Source organism: Cupriavidus taiwanensis (assembly GCF_900250075.1).
Classification (GTDB): domain Bacteria; phylum Pseudomonadota; class Gammaproteobacteria; order Burkholderiales; family Burkholderiaceae; genus Cupriavidus; species Cupriavidus taiwanensis_C.
In genome coordinates this window covers 1,441,908-1,457,867 of sequence record NZ_LT977070.1, presented here as the reverse complement: position 1 = coordinate 1,457,867, position 15,960 = coordinate 1,441,908, and the positions used below count along the sequence as shown (strand labels likewise).

General features: G+C 71.6%; 10 protein-coding genes. 5 read left to right on the top strand and 5 right to left on the bottom strand.

Features of this window, described 5'->3' with window-relative positions; all coding sequences use genetic code 11:
* Positions 1-46: 46 nt before the first annotated feature.
* The 3 genes from CBM2588_RS06755 to hrcA form a co-directional block, all read right to left on the bottom strand.
* Positions 47-442, bottom strand: coding sequence for an RNA-binding S4 domain-containing protein (locus tag CBM2588_RS06755; protein ID WP_018006937.1), 396 nt, complete (start codon positions 440-442; stop codon positions 47-49).
* Positions 439-1,554: a ferrochelatase gene (gene hemH / locus CBM2588_RS06750; RefSeq protein WP_115679885.1), complete on the bottom strand. Its 1,116-nt coding sequence runs from the start codon at positions 1,552-1,554 to the stop codon at positions 439-441. Before hemH ends, CBM2588_RS06755 begins: the two co-directional genes overlap by 4 nt.
* 109 nt (positions 1,555-1,663) lie before the next feature.
* Positions 1,664-2,698: a heat-inducible transcriptional repressor HrcA gene (hrcA, locus tag CBM2588_RS06745; protein WP_018006939.1), complete on the bottom strand. Its 1,035-nt coding sequence runs from the start codon at positions 2,696-2,698 to the stop codon at positions 1,664-1,666.
* A gap of 114 nt (positions 2,699-2,812) precedes the next feature.
* Between hrcA and CBM2588_RS06740 the strand changes: the two genes are divergently transcribed.
* The 4 genes from CBM2588_RS06740 to mprA all read left to right on the top strand — a co-directional run bounded on the left by CBM2588_RS06740 (position 2,813) and on the right by mprA (position 7,854).
* Positions 2,813-3,730 carry an NAD kinase gene (locus CBM2588_RS06740; RefSeq protein ID WP_115681429.1) on the top strand — a complete coding sequence of 306 codons (918 nt, stop codon included), beginning with the start codon at positions 2,813-2,815 and terminating at the stop codon, positions 3,728-3,730.
* 67 nt (positions 3,731-3,797) lie between these two features.
* Positions 3,798-5,549, top strand: a complete 1,752-nt coding sequence (gene recN, locus CBM2588_RS06735) for a DNA repair protein RecN (protein ID WP_115679884.1) — start codon at positions 3,798-3,800, stop codon at positions 5,547-5,549.
* Positions 5,550-5,616: 67 nt separating this feature from the next.
* The gene (locus CBM2588_RS06730; RefSeq protein ID WP_115679883.1) at positions 5,617-6,063 is read left to right on the top strand and encodes a hypothetical protein; all 447 of its coding nucleotides are present in this window, start codon (positions 5,617-5,619) and stop codon (positions 6,061-6,063) included.
* Positions 6,064-6,213: 150 nt separating this feature from the next.
* A complete protein-coding gene (mprA, locus tag CBM2588_RS06725; protein WP_115679882.1) occupies positions 6,214-7,854 on the top strand; it encodes an MprA protease, GlyGly-CTERM protein-sorting domain-containing form in 1,641 nt (546 codons plus the stop codon).
* Positions 7,855-7,869: 15 nt separating this feature from the next.
* On the opposite strand, the gene rrtA is transcribed toward mprA, so the two are convergent.
* Together rrtA and glnE are read right to left on the bottom strand one after the other, a co-directional pair.
* Complete coding sequence (gene rrtA / locus CBM2588_RS06720; RefSeq protein ID WP_115679881.1) at positions 7,870-8,514, bottom strand: rhombosortase; 645 nt, start codon at positions 8,512-8,514, stop codon at positions 7,870-7,872.
* The gene (glnE, locus tag CBM2588_RS06715) at positions 8,504-11,494 is read right to left on the bottom strand and encodes a bifunctional [glutamate--ammonia ligase]-adenylyl-L-tyrosine phosphorylase/[glutamate--ammonia-ligase] adenylyltransferase (RefSeq protein ID WP_115679880.1); all 2,991 of its coding nucleotides are present in this window, start codon (positions 11,492-11,494) and stop codon (positions 8,504-8,506) included. Before glnE ends, rrtA begins: the two co-directional genes overlap by 11 nt.
* A 140-nt stretch (positions 11,495-11,634) precedes the next feature.
* Here glnE and CBM2588_RS06710 point away from each other — a divergent pair, with 140 nt between their 5' ends.
* Positions 11,635-15,957 (top strand): YhdP family protein, encoded by a 4,323-nt coding sequence (locus CBM2588_RS06710; protein WP_172583564.1) that lies wholly within the window; start codon positions 11,635-11,637, stop codon positions 15,955-15,957.
* Positions 15,958-15,960: the final 3 nt, after the last annotated feature.

Sequence of the window (15,960 nt, the reverse complement as noted above, 5' to 3'; positions counted from 1 at the left end):
ATCCATCGCGCGGCGGCACCGGCAACGGTGCCGCCGCGCTGCCATCTCAGCCGTTGAAGTCGTCGATGCGGCGGCGGTCGCGCTTGGTCGGGCGCCCCTGGATCTGCGCGGAGGGTTCGGGCTGCAGGCGCCGGCGCTCGGCGTCGGCGGCCCGGCGCGACTGGCTTTCGGCACTTTCCTGGTACAGCGTCTGCGCCACCGGCGCCGGACCGCGCGCCGCGGCGATGCCCTTCACTTCGAGCTCCCAGCGCTGCTGGTGTGCCTCCAGCGCAACCTTGTCGCCGGGCTTGACCTCGCGCGAGTTCTTGCACAGCTGGCCGTTGACCGTCACCTTGCCGCGCTCCACCGCTTCGGCCGCGAGCGAGCGGGTCTTGAAGAAACGCGCGCACCACAGCCATTTGTCGATGCGCTGGCGCGCATCCGCCTCGAAGTCCACGTTCATGCCGACGCTCCCCGCGCCTGCGCACGCGTGCGCCGCGCCTCCAGTTCATGCGCATGCGGCGTGGCCAGCGGCCAGCCCTGCAGGTGCTGCAGCGCGATCTCCGCCATCGCCGCGACCCACGGCGCGGCATCGTTCATGCATGGAATGAAATGGAAGTCCTTGCCGCCCGCGACCTTGAACTCAGTCTGGCCTTCCATGGCGATTTCTTCCAGCGTTTCGATGCAGTCCGCCGGAAAGCCCGGGCAGAACACGTCGACGCGCCCGGCGCCGACCTTGCCCAGCTCCGCCAGCGTCGGCGCCGTATAGGGCTGCAGCCACTCGGCCTTGCCGAAGCGCGACTGGAACGTCACCTGGTACTGCCCCGCTTGCAGGCCCAGCGCCTCGCCCAGCAGGCGGCCGGTCTTCAGGCACTCGCAGTGGTAGGGATCGCCCAGTTCCAGCGTGCGCCGCGGCACGCCGTGGAACGACAGGATCAGCTTGTCGCCCTGGCCGAAATCCGGCATGCCGTGTCGGCTCCAGTAGGCGGCGACCTGCTGCTGCAGCGCGGAGATATACGCGGGATGGTCATGGAAATGCTTGATCAGCCGCAGTTCCGGCTGGTTGCGCCACTGGCCCAGCACCCGGAACACCTCGTCGAAGGCGGTGGCGGTGGTGGTGCCCGAGTATTGCGGATACATCGGCAGCACCAGCACCTGCTCGCAGCCCTGGCGGCGCAGCGCTTCCATCACCGAGGCGATCGACGGGTTGCCGTAGCGCATCGCGCACGCCACCGTCACGTCGTGGCCGTTCTGGTGCAGCAGCCGCTGCAGCGCGTGCGCCTGGCGCTCGCTGTAGACCAGCAGCGGCGAGCCCGTCATATGGGCCTCGCGCAGCCAGATCGATTCGTACTTGAGCGCCGACGCGCGCGAGCGCAGCGGCAGGATCACGCCGTACAGCAGCGGCAGCCAGGCCGCGCGCGGGATCTCGACCACGCGCGGATCGGACAGGAATTGCTTCAGGTAGCGCCCCACCGCCTTGGGCGTGGGGGCATCGGGGGTGCCCAGGTTGACCAGCAGGATCGCCGTGCGCGGCGCCTGGCCGTGCTGGTAGGCCGGTTCGGGAGAAAACGTCATGTCGCTTCCGGATTGGCGCGATGCCGGGATGAGGCGGGCGCGGCGCACCGGCGCCGGGCCCGCGCGGCGGGAATGGAAGAGCCGCGGGTCAGACCGGAACGCCGGACCACTAGTTCTGGCTCAGCGCGCTCGACAGCAACCGCGCGGTAATGTCGACGATCGGGATCACGCGCTCGTAGGCCATGCGCGTGGGGCCGATCACCCCCAGCGTGCCGACGATCTGCCCGTCGACCTCGTACGGCGCGGTGATGACCGCCATGTCTTCGATCGGCACCAGCTGGCTTTCGCCGCCGATAAAGATCTGCACGCCCTGCGCATGGCTGGACACGTCCAGCAGCTGCAGCAGGCTGGTCTTGTGCTCGAACACATCGAACAGGCGCCGCAGCTTGTCCATGCTCGAGGCCAGGTCGTCGACTTCGAGCAGCTTGCGCTCGCCGCTGATATAGACGTGGTCGTCGTCCTCGTCCTCGGCGGCGCTGCCGGCCTCGACCGCGGCCTGCATCAGCTGCGACATGTCGCGGCGCAGGTCCTGCAGCTCGAGCCGCAGGTGGCTGCGCACGGTGTCGAAGCTCATGCCGGCATAGTGCGAGTTGAAGAAATTGGCCGCCTCGATCAATTGCGCCGGCGTGTAGGGGAGTTCGGTCTGGATGATGCGGTTCTGCACGTCGCCCTCGGGGCTGACGATGATCAGCAGGATGCGCTTGTCCGACAGCCGCATGAACTCGATCTGCCGGAACGCCTGCGCGCGGCGCGGCGTCATCACCACGCCGGCAAAGTGCGACAGGTTGGACAGCGTGCGCGCCGCCGCCGTGATCATGCGCTGCGGCCCCAGCTGCTGGCCGCCCAGCTGGTCCTGGATCTGCCCGGTCAGCTCGGCCAGGTCCGCGTTGCGCTCGAGCGGCTTGGCGGTCAGCATCGAATCGACGAACAGCCGGTAGCCGCGCGGCGTCGGGATGCGGCCGGCCGACGTATGCGGGCTGGCGATAAAACCCATTTCCTCGAGATCGGACATCACATTGCGTATCGTCGCCGGCGACAGGTCCAGCCCCGAGTACTTGGACAGGGTGCGGGAACCGACCGGCTGGCCCTCGGCAATGTAGCGCTCGATCAGGGTCTTGAGCAGCGTTTTGGAACGTTCATCCATGATGCCCCGATTTTACGCAAGTTTTGGACCTTCTGGCGGACCGGCCCGATGTGCCGCGGGATGGGCCGCCAGCGCCTGCTGACAACCGTCACGGCGGTATGGTCTAATCCCGGCATGTCCGCCCCACCCAAAGCCAGCGCCGTGCGCACTCCATTCAAGACCGTCGCCCTGGTGGGCAGGTACTCCACCGCCGGCATCGAAGGGCCGCTGGAAGAGATCGCCTCCTATATCCTGCGCAACGGCCAGGATGTGGTGTTCGAGCGCGAGACCGCGCTGGCCACCGGGCTGACCGCCTACCCCGCCCTGTCCGCCGAAGAGATCGGCACGCAGGCCGACGTGGCCGTGGTGCTGGGCGGCGACGGCACGCTGCTGGGCATCGCCCGCCAGCTCGCCGGCTATGACGTGCCCCTGATCGGCGTGAACCACGGGCGGCTCGGCTTCATGACCGATATTGCGCTGGAAGACGCGCACACCGTGCTGCCCGATATGCTCGATGGCCGCTACGAGTCCGAGACCCGGCTGCTGCTGGCCTCGCGCGTGGTGCGCGACGACATGGACATCTTCTCCGCGCTGGCGCTGAACGATGTGGTGGTGAACCGCTCCGGCATCTCCGGCATGGTCGAGCTGGCGGTTTCGGTCGACGGCCACTTCATGTACAACCAGCGTTCCGACGGCCTGATCGTGTCGACCGCCACCGGCTCCACCGCCTACGCGCTGTCGGCCGGCGGCCCGATCCTGCATCCCACGCTGTCGGGCGTGGTGCTGGTGCCGATCGCCCCGCACGCGCTGTCGAACCGGCCGATCGTGTTGCCGCACGACGCCGAGGTCACGATCGAGGTGGCGAGCGCGCGCGACGCCAGCGTCAACTTCGACATGCAGTCGCTGACCTCGCTGCTGCCGGGCGACCGCATCGTGGTGCGGCGCTCGCAGAAGACCATCAACCTGCTGCACCCGGTGGGCTACAACTACTACGCCACGCTGCGCAAGAAGCTGCACTGGCACGAATACCCGTCCGAAGACAACCGCCTCTGAGCGCCATCCAGCCGCCCCTCAGCCCGAGCCCGACCCGTCATCGGACCGACCATCCTTCCCCGCCACGATGCTGCGCAGCCTGTCCATCCGTGATTTCGTCATCGTCGACACCCTCGACCTGGACTTCGCCTCCGGCTTTACCGTGTTCACCGGCGAGACCGGCGCCGGCAAGTCGATCCTGATCGATGCCCTGGCGCTGGTGCTGGGCGAGCGCGCCGATGCCGGCGTGGTGCGCGAAGGCGCGCCGCGCGCCAGCGTCAGCGCCACCTTCTCGACCCATCCCGCGCTCGATGCGTGGCTGGCCGAGCGCGAGCTCAACAGCGAAGAAGACGGCGGCGTGCCGACCGTGCTGCTGCGCCGCACCGTCGATGCCGGCGGCCGCAGCAAGGCCTTTATCAACGGCGCCGCCGCGACCCTGGCACAGCTGCGCGAAGTGGGCGACCAGCTGGTCGACATCCATGGCCAGCACGCGCATCAGCAACTGCTGCGCCCGGATGCGCAGCGGCTGCTGTTCGACGCCCACGCCGGCCTGACCCAGCAGGCCGCCGCGGTGGCCGAGGCCTGGCGCGCCTGGCGTGCCTGCGTGCGCCAGCGCGAAGCGGTCGAGCACCAGTCGCGCGAGATGCAGCTCGAGCGCGAGCGGCTCGAATGGCAGGTCGGCGAGCTCGACAAGCTCAACCCGCAGCCGGGCGAATGGGACGAGATCCAGTCGGAGTACAACCGGCTCTCGCACGCCGCCGGCCTGATCGATGGCAGCCGCGCCGCGCTCGATGCACTGTCCGAGGCCGACGGCTCGGTGCTGTCGGCGCTCAACGGCATCGTGCACCGGCTGCAGCAGCTGGCCGATGTCGACGCCGCGCTGCGCGACGTGCTGGCCGCGCTGGAGCCGGCGCAGCTGCAGGCCGAGGAAGCCGCGCATTCGCTCACGCGCTATGTCGACCGGCTCGAGCTCGATCCCGAGCGGCTGCAGGCGGTGGAAGAGCGCATGCAGGCGCTGCACGCCACCGCGCGCAAGTACCGCCTGCCGCCCGAGCAGCTCGCCGATGAACTGGTCGCGCGCCGCCAGCAGCTCGACGACCTGCAGGCCGCGCAGGACCTGAACAAGGTGATGGCGCGCGAGGCCGCGGCCAAGGCCGCCTACCTGACGCTGGCGCAGCATCTCAGCCATGCCCGCAAGCAAGCCGCGCAGGCGCTGTCCGGCGCGGTCACCGACGCCATGCAGGGCCTGTCGATGGCCGGCGGCAGCTTTGTCGCGGCGCTCAACGCGCTCGACGAAGGCCAGAGCTACGGCCTGGAGCAGGTCGAGTTCCTGGTGGCCGGCCACGCCGGCGTCAGCGCGCGCCCGCTCGCCCGGGTCGCCTCAGGCGGCGAACTCGCGCGCATCAGCCTGGCGATCTCGGTGATCACCAGCGAAGCCTCGCCCACGCCCACGCTGATCTTCGACGAGGTCGACACCGGCATCGGCGGCGCGGTCGCCGAGGTGGTCGGCCGGCGCCTGCAGGAACTCGGCCGCGCGCGCCAGGTGCTGTGCGTGACCCACCTGCCGCAAGTGGCGGCGCAGGCCGGGACCCATCTGCTGGTCAGCAAGGAAACCACGGCCGAAGCCGACGCGTCGGTGACGCGCTCGCGCATCCGCGTGCTCGACCCGGCCGGACGCGTGGTCGAGACCGCGCGCATGCTGGGCGGCGCCACCGTCACCGCCACGACGCTGCAACATGCCGAGGAGATGCTGGCGCAGGGCATGGCCGACAGCGGCGCCGGCCAGCCCGCGCGCGCGGGCAAGGACGGCAAGCGCGGCCGCCGCGCCGCCGCCGGCTAAGGTTCGCGCCACATTGCGCGGCCTTGCGTGGCACCGCGCCAATTTATTTATCGACAGGAGCTTCCCCATGACCCGCCCAGCGCCGCCCACCGGCCACCGCCCGCGCGCCTCGCTGCGCGCGGTGCTGGCCATTGCCACCGCCGCTTCGGCCGCACTGCTGGCGCTGTCCGCCTGCCAGGCCCAGCACAAGGCTTCGGCGCCGCCGCCGGGCAGCATCAGCGACGACCGCGCGCTTGGCGACATCATGGTCCGCTTCAAGCCGCCCGCGGTGGACTTGTCCGAAGACGCCGGCAAGCTGCTGGCCGAGATCAAGGGCCCGATCCGCTACGTGGTCAAGCGGCCGATGTCGGGCGGAGTGTGGCTGGTGACGGCGATCTCGCCGTCGGCGGACGCCACCCTCGACCAGGCCGTCGACACGCTGCGCGCCACGCCGCGCATCGAGACCGCCGAACCGGACCGGCTGCTCAAGCCCAGCCGCAATATGCCCACCAGCCGCGACATGCCGGCGCGCTAGCACGTGCCGAATCTGTACGGAACGCCGCATTAACGAACGCGGACGATCCCAAAGCCGGCCTTGCACAACTCGGCGGGATCGTATTCGCTACATAACATGCCCACGCGCCGGCCCGGCCCGAGCGCGCTACGCCCCAGGGAGGAGAAATCCATGCCGCATTCCGCGCTGTCCGCGTTGTCCGTTCCTTGCCGCAGCTTCGCGGCCCGCCGCTGGCGGGCCATCGCCCTGGCCGCCGCCGCAGCATGCGGCGCGCTCCCGACCGGCACGGCGCTGGCAGCCGGCGCGCAGTCCGCGCCGGCCTACACCGGCCACATCATCGTGCGCTGGCGCGACGGCACCACCGCGGTCGATGGCAGCGGCGCCGCCAAGTCGCCGGCTGCCGCCGAAGCCCTCAAGCAGCTGAGCGAACGCACCGGCATCGCGCTGTCGGCACGCCGGGCCATGGGCGGCAACCTGCAGCTGCTGCAGGTGGCCGACGCCCATGCCGCCGATCCCGAAGCGGCGGCGGCGCGGCTGCGCCAGGACCCGCGCGTGGCCGACGCCGTGCCCGACCGCTGGCTGCGGCTGCACGACACCCTGCCCGACGATCCCGAATTCCAGGTCAACCAGCCGTACCTGAAGGGCACCGGCACCGCAGTCGGCGGCGTCAACCTGCCGCGCGCGTGGGACCGCACCGGCGGCAGCAGCGGCATGGTGGTGGCGGTGGTGGACACCGGCATCCTGCCCCATCCCGATCTGCAGGGACGGCTGCTGTCCGGCTTCGACTTCATCAGCACCACCACGGTTTCCAATGACGGCGACGGCCGCGACGGCGATCCGACCGATGCCGGCGACGGCCTGCCGGCCGGCTTCACCTGCCCGGGCAGCAGCACGCCCACGCCGGAGCCGACCAACAATAGTTGGCATGGCACGCGCGTGGCCGGCGTGCTGGGGGCGCTGACCAATAACTCGCGCGATATCGCGGGCGTCGACTGGAATGCGCGCATCCTGCCGGTGCGGGTGTCGGGACGCTGCGGCGCGCTGCTGTCCGACACCGTCGAGGGCATGCGCTGGGCCGGCGGCCTGCCGGTGCCGAACGTGCCGGACAACCCGAACCCGGCGCGCGTGGTCAATATCAGCCTCGGCGGCGGCACCTGCAGCAGCATCGAACAGCAGGCCGTCAACGACCTGAATGCGCGCGGCGTGGTGGTGGTGGCTGCGGCCGGCAACAACCGCGGCGCGGTCGAGGCGCCGGCCGACTGCAGCGGCGTGATCGCGGTCACCGCGCACGCCAACGGCGGCGAGAACGCCAGCTATGCCAACGTCGGCCCGCAGGTGGCGATCAGCGCGCCGGGCGGCGGCTGCGGCAACTCGCAGGTGGTCGACGGCCGCTGCACGGTCACGCCTTCGGTGATCCGCACGCTCAGCAACGACGGCAAGACGACGCTGGGCAACTACGTGGTGGCGTCGTCGGCGGGCACCAGTTTCGCCGCGCCGATGGTCTCGGGCGTGGTGTCGATGATGTTCACGCTCAACGGCTCGCTGACACCGGCGCAGGTCACCGCGGCGCTGAAGAGTTCGGCGCGCCCGCATCCCTCCGGCACGTTCTGCACCACCAACCCGGGTGTGTGCGGCGCGGGGCTGCTCGATGCCGACGGCGCGCTGCTGGCCGCGCTGGGCATGCCGCCGGCGCAGGCCGCGCCGGCACCGGCCGCGGATGGCGGCGGTGGCGGCGGCGCGGTGCCGCTGTGGAGCGCGCTGCTGCTCGCCCTGGCGGGACTGACCGGATTCGCGCTGCGCCGCCGCGTCTAGCGGCAGCGGTGGTACTCAGGCGGCGGCGCCGCTATCGCCCGCCGGCCGCCGCGCCAGCCACCACTCCTGCAACACCCAGCACAGCAGGCCGGCCACGGCGCCGGCCGCATGCGCCACGCGCACCACGCCGAAGCCCCACGCCGGATCGAACACCACCGGCGCCAGCCACGACTGTTCCACCCAGACCTTGGCCAGCACACCCAGGCACAGCAGCACGCCGGTGATGCGCGCCAGTCCGGGCGCGCGCAGCAGCCCCAGCGCGCCCCACAGCGCCAGCCCGTGCAGCGCGCCCGAGAGCCCGCCGTACCAGGCAATCGCCGGCACGCGCAGCAGCACCAGCTGCACCGCGATGCCGCACGCCACCAGCACCAGCAACAGGCTGCGCACCCGCGCCACGCGCGCGCAGATCGCCAGCACGCCGGTGGCGGCGAGCATGTCGGCCAGCCAGTGATGGCCGTCCAGGTGCACCCACATCGCCGTGGCCAGGCGCCACCACTGCCCGTCCACCCGCACCGCATCGCGCAGGTACAGGCCATGCGCGTGCCACCACGGCAGGAAGGTGAACGCCGCCGACAGCGCCCATACCAGCGCCACCCCCGCCAGCAGCCCCGGCCACGATGCGCCGGGCGGTGCCGGCGGCCGCGCGGCGTCAGCCCTCACCGAACACGGCCCGCCACAGCGTGCCCACCGCCGCGACCTGCGCGGCCATCGACGCCGGCGCCACGCGCGCATGGACCTGGCCGTCGAGGCGCAGCTGGTGCTGGCGCGCGCGGAACAGCCGGTAGGCGTCGCCCACCGCCAGCGCCAGCCTGGCATCGATCAGGCCCAGCTCGCCGGCTTCGCGCAGCAGCGCGATATTGCCGGCATTGCGCGTCAGCTGCGGATGGGCGCGGCTATGCAGCAGCACCAGGTACTGCACCGTGAATTCGATATCGACCATGCCGCCGCGATCGTGCTTCAGGTCGAACAGCTCGGTGGGGTTGGGATGCCCTTCGGCAACCTTGCGGCGCATCTGCGCGATCTCGCCGCGCAGCGCCGCGGCGTCGCGCTCCTGGCACAGCACCTCGTCGCGCAACGCCTCGAAGCGCGCGCCGATGGCGGCGTCGCCGGCGCAGAAGCGTGCGCGCGTCAGCGCCTGGTGTTCCCACACCCAGGCGGTGTTGTCGCCCTCGCGCAGCTGGTAGCGGCGGAACGCGTCGAAGCTGGTCACCAGCAGGCCGGCCGCGCCATTGGGGCGCAGCCGCGTGTCGACGTCGAACAGCGCGCCGGCCGCGGTATGGCTGGTGAGCCAGGTGATCAGGCGGCGCGCATAGGCGGCATAGACCTCGGGCGCGCGCTCGTGCTCGTCGTCGTACAGGAAGATGATGTCGAGGTCCGAGGCATAGCCCAGTTCCTTGCCGCCCAGCCGTCCATACGCGATCACGGCGAAGCGCGGCACCTCGCGATGGCGCGTGGCGAGCTGGCGCCACACCGTTTCCAGGGTCGCGTCGAGCATGGCATCGGCCAGGTCCGACAGGCGGTCGGCCACCTGCTCGACCGTCAGCATGCCCTGCAGGTCCTGCAGCAGCACGCGGAAGGTCTCGGCATGGTGCTCGCGGCGCAGGATGTCCATCTGCTGCTCGACCTGCCCTTCCGCGGCCAGCAGCCGTTCATGCAGGCGCTTGCGGAACGCGGCCCAGTCGGGCGCGCCGGCCAGCGCGTCGCTGTCGAGCAGTTCGTCGAGCAGTTGCGGATGGCGCGTCAGGTAGGCCGCGGCCCAGCGCGAGGCATGCAGGGTCTGCGCGACCCGGTCCATCGCCTGCGGGTATTCGGACAGCAGCGACAGGTAGGAGGCGCGCCGGCTGATCGCCTCGAGGAAGTCGATAAAGCGTCCGATGGTGCTGTCTGGATCGTCCTGGCGCGCGGCCAGGTCGAGCGCGCGGTTGACCAGCTGGTCGAAGCGCGCGCGGCTGGCTTCGGACAGCGCGCGATAGCGCAGCGAGGCGGCGATCGCGCGCAGCCGGTCCAGCAGCGCATTGCAGTCGGTAAAGCCGGCGGCCTGCAGACGCTGGCACGGCACCGCGCTGTCGGCTTCGGCCTGCGACGCGTCCTGGCGCGGGGTGTCCTGCGCGCGCGCGGCGCTGTCTTCCATGACGATGTCGGGCCACAGGGCCTCGCACGGGCCGGCGTCGGGGTCGGAAAAGGTGGCCTCGAACTGCTGCGCGACCGGTTCCTGCAGCTCGGCCAGCCGCGCCAGCAACGCCGGCCAGTCGGCGCAGCCCATCATCCGCGCCACGGCCTGCTGCTCGTCCGGTGCAGTGGGCAGGTGGTGGGTCTGCGCGTCGTCGCGGTATTGCAGCCGGTGTTCGAGCTGGCGCAGGAAGCGATAGGCATCGCCCAGCTGTGCGGCCTGGCCGGCGGGCAGCAGGCCGCGCTCGACCGCCACCGCCAGCACCTCCAGCGTCGGCCGGATCCGCAGCGCGGGATCCTGGCCGCCGCGGATCAGCTGGAATACCTGCGCCATGAATTCGATCTCGCGGATACCGCCGCGGCCCAGCTTGATATTGAACGAGCGCTGGTTGACACCGTGCCCGGGCAGGCCGCCGCTGCGCTTGGCGGCCTCGCTGCGGATCTGCGCATGCAGCGAGCGGATCGCCGCGATCACGCCGTAGTCGAGGTAGCGCCGGAACACGAACGGCGACGTCAGCCGCGCCAGCAGGCCGGCGGTACGCTGCGCATGGGGCGAGTCCAGCGCCGACACCACGCGGCCCTTGATCCAGGCGTAGCGCTCCCACTCGCGCCCCTGCACCACCAGGTATTCCTCCAGCATGCCCAGGCTGCAGGCCAGCGGCCCGGCATCGCCATTGGGACGCAGCCGCATGTCGACACGGAAGACGTAGCCGTCGGCGGTCACGTCGGCGAGCAGGTTGATCAGGCGGCGGCCCAGGCGGATGAAGTACTCGTGGTTGGACAGGGTGCGCTGGCCGCCCTGGGTCTCGCCGTCCTCGTCGTAGAGGAAGATCAGGTCGATATCGGACGAGACATTGAGCTCGCGCCCGCCCAGCTTGCCCATGCCCACCACCACCAGCTCCTGCACCTCGCCGCTGTGCGCGCCGACCGGGCGGCCGAAGGTGGCGGCAAGATCGTCGCCCAGCACCGCCAGGCCGTGCTGGATCGCCAGTTCGGCCAGGTCGGTCATGGCGCCGGTGACCTCGCCCAGCGTCGCCAGGCCGCGCAGGTCGCGCTCGATCACCGCGCACATGACCTCGGCACGCAGCCGGCGCAGCGCGCGCTTGGCGGCATCTTCGGCATCGGCCGAGGGCGTGTGCAACGCCTGCAGCCGCGCTGCCATCCAGGCGCGCGTGAGCGGCTGCGCCACCGCGGCGGCGAGGATTTCCGGCAGGTCCGGGCGGGCCTGCAGCACGCGCCGCGCGTAGTGCGAGTACGCGGCCGAGTACAATACGTCGCCGCCTGCCCGGGCGCCTTCGCCATCCGGCTGCGGCGCCTGCGCCGCGGTGACGGCAAAGGCGCCGGCGGCCATGGTGCCCGGGCCCTGCCCCGGTGCGACGGACGCCGCATGGGCGGGTTCCGGTGTGGCGCGCGGGCCATGTTGGCCGGCAGCGTCGCCAGCGGCGGAACTCGTCGGATCAGAGGCAGTCATTCCAGTATTTGAAATGCAAGCAAAGGTGCGAAAGGTGCGGCCAGGGGTACCCGCCGCGGTGCGCGCAGCTTGCGCATTTCTTGTTTTAGCCGGCCGGGCACCAGATTGGAGAGCGGCTAGTATTGTCGGATAATCTGCGCATGTCCAGCCGCGCCCCACAACCCGCTGACGGTTCTCCCCCCAATGGCGGCGCGGGCGGGCACGAGGCCGCCACCACGCTGCCCGCTACGCCCACCGGTTCCCTTGTCATTGACGCCCCCGACGCCCCCCGGCGGAGTTCCACGTGGGCGCGCGCCGGGGCACTGGCCCGCGCCAGTGCGCGAGCGGTCGCGGCGGCCGTGCGCCATCCGTTCTGGCGCGCCCTGGGCCGCGGCCTGGTACGCGTGGCGCTGGTGCTGGCCGTGCTGGCGCTGGCGGCCGGGCTGCTGATCCGCTTCGTGCTGTGGCCGCAGGCCTCGGCCGCGCGCGAGTGGCTGGAACAGCGCGGCTCGCAGGCGCTGTCGGCGCAGGTCAGGATCGGCTCGCTCGATACCTATTGGGACGGCTGGCACCCCGCCTTCCGCGCGCGCGGCCTGAGCGCGGTGGACGGCCAGCAGCGCGCGCTGCTGTCGGCGGCCACGCTCGACGGCAAGCTGGCGTGGCGCTCGCTGGTCAGCATGAACCTGCAGTTCGTCAGCCTGAGCGCCAGCGGCACCGACATCCTGGTGCGCCGCACCCCCGAGGGCCGGCTGCTGGTCGCCGGCATGGTGGTCGACGCCACCGGCGGCCAGCAGGACGACGACCGCTTCCTGGGCTGGCTGATGTCGCAGGGCCGCGTGGCGCTGTCCGACGGCAAGCTGCGCTGGCTCGACGAAAAGGCGCGCCTGCCCCGGCTCGACATCGGCGAGATCCGCCTCGACACACGCCGCGACGGCGCGCGCCACACCTTCCACCTGGAAGCGCGCTCGCCGGCGCTGGGCCCGCGCCCGCTCGAGGTGCGCTCGACCTTCCGCGACGACTACCTGCACAGCGCCGGCAACTGGCGCCACTGGACCGGCCAGGCCACCTGGGACCTCGGCCAGTTGCAGCTGCCGGTGCTGCAGCGCTACCTGGCGATGTTCGAGCGCGTCGCCAGCGGCACCTTCAGTACCGACGGCAGCATCGAATTCCGTCAGGGGCGCATCGTGCGCAGCCAGACCCGGCTGCGCGCCAGCGGCGTCGACCTGCAGCTGGCCGGCGCCGCCGCGCCGCTGCGGCTGGCCAACGCGCAGGCCCTGCTGCTGCACCGGACCGAGCGCGACGGCAGCAATTTGCTGACCGTCGACACGCTGCTATGGCAGCCGCTGCAGCCCCAGCAGCCAGCGGCGCCCGACGCCGGCAACGCGCCCGCGGTGGTCGACGGCACTTGGCGCGAAGGCATGCGCAAGGTCGCCATCGGCTGGGCCCGGGCCAAGGACGGCACGCTGAACCGGTTCTCGCTGAAGGCGCCCTCGCTGGACCTGAACACGGTGCGCGCGCTGGCCACCTCGATGCCGATCGATACCGCGGTGCTGCGCCAGTTGCGCGCGCTGCAGCCAGCGGGGCATATCGACAACCTCAACGTCAGCTGGACCCGCGCGCGCACCGGCATGCTCGAGCGCGGCGGCGGCAAGCCGCACTACAGCATCCAGGGCACGCTGCGCGAGGTCTCGATCAACGGGCAGCCGGCGGTGCCGGCGCTCGACGCCGGCGGGCATCCGCGCCTGGGCACGCCGGGCTTCTCGCGCCTGTCCGGCACCTTCACCCTCGACGACCAGCAGGGCAGCGCGCGCTTCGAGGGCACCGACGCGGCGCTGGCGCTGCCAGGGCTGTTCGAAGACCCGCGCCTGCCGTTCGACCAGATCGCCGGCGACGTGCGCTGGCAGCGCCGCGACGGCAAGCTGGCGGTGACGCTGGACGGCGTGCGCTTTGCCAATGCCGACGCCGCCGGCTCGGTGCGCGGCACCTGGCGCGAAGGCGGCGATGGCGTCTCGGGCATCGCCGACCTGGCCGGCGAGATGACCCGCGCGAAAGTCGCGAGGGTGCCGCGCTACCTGCCGCTGAGCATCCCCGCCGCGACCCGCCACTACTTGTCCGGCGCGCTCACCGGCGGCGAGGCAACCGGGGTCAGCTTCGTGCTGCGCGGCGACCTGGCGCACTTCCCGTTCCACGCACCGCACGAGAAGGCGGGCGAGTTCCGCGTCGAGGTGCCGATCGAACACGTCAGCTACCAGATCGCGCCGCATGACGCGAGCCACGGGCCGGCGCACGGCACCCCCGGCGCATCGTCATGGCCGGTGTTCACCGACATCGCCGGGCGCGTGGTGTTCGACCGCGGCGGCATGACCTTCCTGGCGCGCAAGGCCACGGTGCAGGACATTGCCGGCGTCACGCTGCACGATGTCAGCGGCCGCATCGACGACCTGAGCCCGCGCGGGAAGCTCGCCATCGACGGCAGCGCCACCGGGCCGGTGCAAGGCTTCGTACGCTACATCAACGCCTCGCCGGTGCGCGAGTGGACCGGACACGTGGCCGATGCGGCCCGGGCCGGCGGCAATGGCGAGCTGAAGCTCAAGCTCGAGATGCCACTGGAACACGCCGACGCGGCCAGGGTCGATGGCCGCTTCCGCTTTCCCGGCAACGATGTCGCGCTCAGCCCGCAACTGCCGCTGCTGGGCAATGCCAGCGGCGTCATTACCTTCAACGAGCATGGCTTCGGGCTGGAGAACATTCGCGCGCGCTTTCTTGGCGGCGAGCTGCGCCTTGCCGGCGGCACCCAGCCGGACGGCGCCACGCGCGTGAACGCCAGCGGCCAGGCCTCGGCCGCCGGACTGCGCGAGGCCGCCGCGGGCACGGCGCTGGCGCCGCTGGCGGCGCGGCTGGAAGGCGCCACCGGCTACGGCGCGGTGATCGGCGTGCGCGAACGGCAGATGCAGGTCCAGCTGAACTCCGAGCTCAACGGCATGGCGCTGCAGCTGCCGGCGCCGCTGGCAAAGGCCGCCGCGCCCGCATTGCCGCTGCGCGTCGAGCTGCGCCCGGCCGCGCCTGCGGCCAATGCCGCGCGCGCCGGCACCGACGAACTGTCGTTGCAGCTGGGCAATGTGCTCAACGCCCGCTACCTGCTGCGCCGCGACGGCGGCAGCGGCTTCGAGGTGCTGGCGGGCGGCATCGGCGTGCAGCAGGCGGCGCCGCTGCCGGCGGCCGGGGTCAGCGCCGCCGCCACCTTCGACCAGCTCGATATCGATGCCTGGCGCGCTGCCTTCGGCGCAGGCGCCGACGGCGCGGGTGCCGGCGAGCCGCCCTCGCCGTTCCTGCCGCACCGCATCGCGCTGCGCGCGCGCACGCTGCACGGCATGGGCCGCACGCTCGACGAGGTCGCCCTCGACGCGAGCCGCGAAGCCGAGGGCTGGAACGCGCGGATCGATTCCCGCCAGATTGCCGGCGCGGTGCAGTGGCGCCCGGGCGGATCGCCTGCCGCCGGCTCGCTGCGCTTGCGCCTGGCACGCCTGAACGTGCCCGATGCCAGCGACGAGCACAACGTGGTCGATGCACTGGCCAGCAGCATCGACACCTTGCCCGCGATCGACCTGGTCGCCGACCAGTTCATGCTGCGCGGCCACGACTTCGGCAAGCTCGAGGTCAAGGCGCATACCGAGACCGGTACCGGCGGCACCGATCCGGTCTGGACCCTGGACAAGCTGCAGATCGAGCAGCCCGGCGCCACCCTGACCGGCAACGGCAGCTGGCGCGTGCCGCGCCGCCTGCGCGCCGACGCCAGCGCCGAGCGCCGCACGCTGCTGTCGTTCGCCATCGACGTGCGCGATGCCGGCGCGACGCTGGACCGGCTGGGGCTGCCGCATACCCTCAGCGACGGCAAGGGCAAGCTCGAGGGGCGCGTGGCGTGGCGCGGCTCGCCGCTGTCGATCGACTATCCGACGCTGACCGGCAAGTTGTCGCTGGACCTGGAGAACGGCCAGATCCTCAGCGTCGAGCCGGGCGCGGCGCGCCTGCTGGGCGTGCTAAGCCTGCAGGGCCTGCTGCGCTTTGCCACGCTGGACTTCCGCACGCTCTCGGGGCGCGGGCTGCTGTTCGACCGCATCACCGGCAGCGGCACCATCGAGAACGGCGTCGGCACCATCCAGGACTTCCGTCTGCGCAGCCCGCAGATCATCGCCAGCATGAGCGGCACCGCCAACCTGCTGCGCGAGACCCAGGACCTGCGCGTGGAGGTAGTGCCGCGCATCAACGCCACCACCACATCGATCGCGGCGGCCTTTATCAATCCGGCGCTGGGCATCGGCACGCTCGCCGCGCAGTTGCTGTTCGCCGACGAGTTCTCCAAGATGTTCACCCAGCACTACCGGATCTCGGGCAGCTGGGCCAACCCACAGGTCGGCAAAGTGGAGGACAATAAGGCGCAAGGCCCGACCTTCGACAACCGCGCGGACCCGGCCTTCCCGCGCTAGAAG